This window comes from Cupriavidus sp. FW305-26, assembly GCF_058787975.1.
The window spans coordinates 1-4,840 of sequence record NZ_JBYTAH010000119.1; the positions used below are offsets into that span (position 1 = coordinate 1).

The window sequence follows — 4,840 nt, forward strand, 5'->3', positions numbered from 1 at the left end:
TTCAAGTCGTTGAAAGTAAACGCCTTTCCTGGGCGCTCTGGTCGCTTGGGAAGGTCAAAGATGTGTAAAACCGCATGCAGTAAGGGACGCTTTTTGTCTCCGGCCGATATCCATCTTGAGTGCGAAAGCTATCCTGTCGCCGATGCCGAGCGGCGCGTCCAGTCCGAACAGCTTGAGGGAAAGCCACATATACCCCGCACCCAACACGCCGGCACAAACTACGAAGGCAAACAGCGAATCGCGCACGATGCGTCGTTGTTGCGGATTCCATGGCATGTCGCCCCCCCTCTCCGGGTAGCGATACCTAACCGAGCGCTACAGATTTACCCAAGCGCAAACCGGGCACCGCTCAGTCCTCCCGATCAATCTCGTGCGCCACCTTCCAGCCATTCTTGTCATGCACGTCGACCTCAAGTCGGTCCCCAACCCTGATGTCTTCAAAGCGATTCAGCCCGTCGTCATACTTCGTATTGCCATCGACATAAATCGATTGACCTTTGATGACAAAGCTTCTGGCCGCGGAATCGACCTTTTCCACGATGCCTTCAATGTCGTCGTCGTGTGCCAGCACCGCAGTACTGAGCGACACAACGGCGACAAAGACAAGGTTTCGGATGGTCGACCGCCCAATATTCGTCATTGCGAACTCCTTACTGAACATGAATACCCCATAGCTGATTCAAGCCAATCCGTCCTGCTTTCCGACACCACGGCTTTGACGCACCAGGTAGCACCTTCCAAGCCCCCCAAAAAGACTCAGACTTCCAATTGCGATCACCCAGCCCGCCAGCACGTCCGCTGGGAAGTGCAGGCCTGCGACCAAACGAGACCAGCCGACAAGTACGACATAGATGATTAGCATCAGCCGCTGGCGAACGCCGACTAGCGGCCAAAGCACACCGGCAACCAGTGCAGCGTACGTCGAATGCCCACTTGGCAAACTGAAGTGCAGTTCGGTTGAGCCGAACGTGTGTTCCAGATGACCGAACACGGCGGCTGGGCGAGGGAAGTCGAGCAGCAGCTTAGAGATTGCCACTAATGCAAACGCGATACCAAAGGCGACCACGAATCGACTCAACTGGTGACGGATTGCCACCGAACAGCGTGCATCAGCCGTCATTCTTGACCAGCCCCAAAAGCCAACGATAATCACAGGCGCGGTCCAATAGTTGCCCAGAATATTGCTGAACAGTTCAGCCAGAGGCATTAGGTTTTTCGGCGTGGCTTCGTTGATACGCAGAAAGAGGGCTTGGTTCACACCACCCCAGTCGTAGAGAATGGCCTTCCAACTCATCGCGTCAGCACCCTCAAGCCATTGCGTAATGCCACTACCCGGAAGATAACAGCTAGCGTGCGTCGCATTTGACCGAACTCTAAAGTGCCAGCGCCGGATAGCGCCTCGCGATCGACGCGAATCAGCGCCTCTTCTTCCATATTTTCGATCTGGTAGTCCGCCGATATTGGCGTTGCCATTTAACACCCTCTAGTGACTGGAGGGTCAAGGCGGATCTCTACGTTCAGAAGGTCCATGAAGAACAAGTGGCCTCCAGCGCCCCTCTGGCTCGTGTGGCTTCGCTTATGATCGAGTGCGCGATCGCAAGCATGACGCTAAGAACACGCGTTGTACCACCCGAAGGGCCACATCGCGCAAGGATATGAATTACAATCATTCGCATTTGTACGCGAAACTCTCGCTCCCGGTGTGGTCCTCATGCAAGCTCTGCGCATCCTTTCACTAATCTTGGTCTCTCTGGTGGTCTCCGTTTCGACGGCACGGGCCACCCCCCTTTCCACGCAAGACAAGGCCAAGCAAGTCTGGCAATTGCTGGATTACCTTGCCGTCGACTACGGCGGCGCCATCAAGTACGGCCGCGTCGCCAACGAGGCTGAGTATGCCGAGATGCAGGAATTCGCTCAGACGATCGAGCGGCAGCTGGCCGAACTGCCAACGACGCCCACCTCGCATCAGCTAAGCAAGGAAGCGGCAGCATTGCGTGCATCCATTGCAGCGAAGACCTCCCCTGAAACGGTCGCGGAACAGGCGCGCAAGTTGGCAGGTGGAGTCCTGGCCGCCTATCCTGTCCCCATGGCACCGAGCGAAGTGCCCGATTTACAGAAGGGCGCCAAGCTTTATCAAAGCCAATGTGCGTCCTGCCACGGGGTTTCCGGGCAGGCCGACGGCCCGCTTGCCGCCCGACTGAATCCGCCGCCGATCGCGCTGGCTGATCACGCCCGTGCTCAGGAACGGAGCGTATTTGCCCTGCAGCAGATCATCACGCGCGGCGTGGAAGGAACATCGATGCCGGGCTTTGCGCAACTCACGGATGAAGATCGGTGGGCTCTCGCCTATTTTGCTTCGACGCTCTCATATACAGATGCCGACCGTCAGGCCGGGGCCAAGCTATGGGCATCGCAATCAGACCTGCATGCCGCTATACCCACGCTCGCCAAGCTTGGCCAAACGTCGGAAACGGCACTTGCGAAAGAGGTCGGAGCAAGCAGCGCTCGTGAAGTGCTTGCATATCTCAGGAGCTCACCGGAGGTGCTTGCTGCGTCGAACACAGACAGCCTCGCGATCGCACGAAATAAGCTGGCGGAAAGTGTGACGGCCTTGGACAATGGGGACACCCAGGCCGCATCGCAGTTGGCGCTGTCCGCATATCTCGATGGATTCGAGCCCGTTGAGCCGGCACTGGCTGCCAAGAACCAGCCTCTCTTCCAGGATATCGAGAAGATGATGGGGCTCTACCGAAATGCCGTGACGGCTGGTCAAGTGGAACGCGCGCATGACATCGCGCTGCAGTTGCAGTCGAAACTCGATGATGCCCAGAAAGCGCTCGCCGGCAGTACCGATGCAATCTCGACATTCCTCGGCGCCTTGACGATCCTGCTTCGGGAGGGACTCGAGGCGCTACTAGTTGTCGTGGCGATGATGGCCTTCCTGAAGAAAGCGGACCGCACCGATGTCCTGCCTTACGTGCATGCAGGCTGGGTCGCTGCATTAGCAGCGGGCGCACTTACGTGGGGGGTAGCTACCTATGTCGTCGACCTGAGTGGCGCCAGTCGCGAAATGACGGAGGGTTTCTCCGCCGTGTTCGCTGCAATCGTTCTGCTTGGCGTCGGCATGTGGATGCACCAGAAGAGTCTGGCGGGACGCTGGCAAGCCTACGTAAAGGAGAAGTTGTCATCAGCCCTGAATAAGAAATCAGCGCTGATGCTTTTCCTGCTGGCGTTCGTGACGGTTTACCGTGAAGTGTTTGAGACCGTGCTCTTTTATGCGGCCCTGTGGTCGGACGGAAACGGTATCTACATGCTTGCAGGGCTCGGTTTGGGGATTGTCATCCTGGCAGCAATCGCAATTGTCCTTTTGCGTTCCACTGCACGTCTCCCGATCCGACAATTCTTTGCGTTCAGCTCTGCGCTCGTCGGCGTGCTGGCAGTGGTCCTGATTGGGAAGGGCGTGGCCGCACTCCAGAAAGTTGGCCTGCTGCAGGTAACGCCGGTCTCAATGCCTCGCATCGATGTGCTTGGCGTGTACCCATCTTTGCAAACCATCGCCGCACAAATACTCATTCTGCTCATTATCTTGGCCAGCATCGCTTACAATTATCGGTCTCAAAAGCAGGCAGTACAAGCGTAAGGAAACCGATTCGATTCATCGGCGGCTATCCATCCGTCCGCGAAGGTCGTCCCAACGACCTCGGGACGGCGGCCGGCTCTGGCGGTGCCACTCCTGGAATTGGCGAGACCGGTGCCGCTCATGGCGATGTCTCTCGCGGGGCGCGAGCCTCTCGCCGGCCGGGCACCAGTCGCGGCAACTGAGCCTCGACGTTCAGCAGCGCGTGGCGTCGCACCGCTAGTTAACGGGGTATTGGCGGCCTCGCGCAGTCCACAATGTTCACGTAGACCAGATCGCCCAGTTGCAGAGTTGACTGCTTTGGAAGCGGCACGATGCGATATTGATGCCCAGCCGCACCTTCAAATTGGACTACGGCGAATCGCCCGATCTGCACCACCTCAGTAGCCATCTCTTTGCGGCAATCTCCGGAGGACCTCCTCGCGATTTTCTGGCCGGAACCGACTTCAGCGATCTTGGCCTTGCGCCAGCCTTCCCTGTAGTCATACATCCCCTCGTATTTGATTGCGCAACTGATTATCAATAGGCCTGCCATGGCTGCAATGACTAGCCTTGGAACCGGCGAAAGCCTGATGTCGGCCATCAATTTTGTGCTCAATAGAACCACTTCCCCCCGGGCTCCGCCAGCTGCCTTGGCGATGGTATCCGCGCCGGTGTCATGAGTCACGCTTTGCGTTTCCCGCGTTCGGGGGAGTTGCGCACCCGACAACAGATTTGGCTGTCGTCGGGCTTCCTACAGCCGAGCGCTCACCGCCACTCAGGCGCCGTCACAGAAGGAATCCCGCGGTCCCGTCACCGGGCCATGAGCCGGGCTAGTTGCGACATCAAACACGGCGCTGGGCGTATACGTGCTCGGCGCCGCGAAGGCGGCGGAAGGGGCGAGAACGAGTAACAAAAGCTAGTGTATGAAGGTCTTCATCGTAGGCTCCTTGAAAGGCAAGGCTTCGAGATCTTGCCTGCGGCAATCTTGAGCCAAACGCGATTTCGACGAGATTGCCAAGCGGTGACAGGTATGTAATGTTCTGCCACCGTCAGCGATCCATGGGCCCGCTAATGCAGAGGCCGACACTCAGAAACTCGCGGGGACGGGTCGATGGCCGGTTCAAATTCGGATCGAACTGGCACATCGAGGGAAGAGCCGGGAGCGGCCACCCGAAGCCGTCGCACAGGGCAACGCCGTGTGCGACGGCGATGGACAGACGT

6 protein-coding genes are annotated in these 4,840 nt (G+C 58.0%); 1 reads left to right on the forward strand and 5 read right to left on the reverse strand.

Annotation, left to right across the window (positions count from 1 at the left end):
- Positions 1 to 54: 54 nt before the first annotated feature.
- From AC3WQZ_RS34330 to AC3WQZ_RS34345, 4 genes are all read right to left on the reverse strand, one after another.
- Complete coding sequence (locus AC3WQZ_RS34330; RefSeq protein WP_454749917.1) at positions 55 to 276, reverse strand: hypothetical protein; 222 nt, start codon at positions 274 to 276, stop codon at positions 55 to 57.
- A 73-nt stretch (positions 277 to 349) separates the two neighbouring features.
- On the reverse strand, positions 350 to 640 hold the full coding sequence (locus tag AC3WQZ_RS34335; RefSeq protein WP_454749918.1) for a DUF5666 domain-containing protein: 291 nt from the start codon (positions 638 to 640) through the stop codon (positions 350 to 352).
- 39 nt (positions 641 to 679) lie between these two features.
- A complete protein-coding gene (locus AC3WQZ_RS34340; RefSeq protein WP_454749919.1) occupies positions 680 to 1,294 on the reverse strand; it encodes a phosphatase PAP2 family protein in 615 nt (204 codons plus the stop codon).
- A complete protein-coding gene (locus tag AC3WQZ_RS34345) occupies positions 1,291 to 1,473 on the reverse strand; it encodes a hypothetical protein (RefSeq protein WP_454749920.1) in 183 nt (60 codons plus the stop codon). The genes AC3WQZ_RS34340 and AC3WQZ_RS34345 overlap by 4 nt, the downstream gene beginning before the upstream one ends.
- 238 nt (positions 1,474 to 1,711) lie before the next feature.
- Here AC3WQZ_RS34345 and AC3WQZ_RS34350 point away from each other — a divergent pair, with 238 nt between their 5' ends.
- Positions 1,712 to 3,640 (forward strand): FTR1 family protein, encoded by a 1,929-nt coding sequence (locus AC3WQZ_RS34350; protein WP_454749921.1) that lies wholly within the window; start codon positions 1,712 to 1,714, stop codon positions 3,638 to 3,640.
- Between the two features lie 220 nt (positions 3,641 to 3,860).
- On the opposite strand, the gene AC3WQZ_RS34355 is transcribed toward AC3WQZ_RS34350, so the two are convergent.
- A complete protein-coding gene (locus AC3WQZ_RS34355; protein WP_454749922.1) occupies positions 3,861 to 4,304 on the reverse strand; it encodes a hypothetical protein in 444 nt (147 codons plus the stop codon).
- Between the last annotated feature and the right edge of the window lie 536 nt (positions 4,305 to 4,840).

Bases quoted from the DNA above. Each gene is read 5' to 3' on its own strand.
- AC3WQZ_RS34350 (WP_454749921.1), top strand. From the start codon at position 1,712: ATGCAAGCTCTGCGCATCCTTTCACTAATCTTGGTCTCTCTGGTGGTC.
- AC3WQZ_RS34345 (WP_454749920.1), bottom strand. From the start codon at position 1,473: ATGGCAACGCCAATATCGGCGGACTACCAGATCGAAAATATGGAAGAA.
- AC3WQZ_RS34340 (WP_454749919.1), bottom strand. From the start codon at position 1,294: ATGAGTTGGAAGGCCATTCTCTACGACTGGGGTGGTGTGAACCAAGCC.
- AC3WQZ_RS34335 (WP_454749918.1), bottom strand. From the start codon at position 640: ATGACGAATATTGGGCGGTCGACCATCCGAAACCTTGTCTTTGTCGCC.
- AC3WQZ_RS34330 (WP_454749917.1), bottom strand. From the start codon at position 276: ATGCCATGGAATCCGCAACAACGACGCATCGTGCGCGATTCGCTGTTT.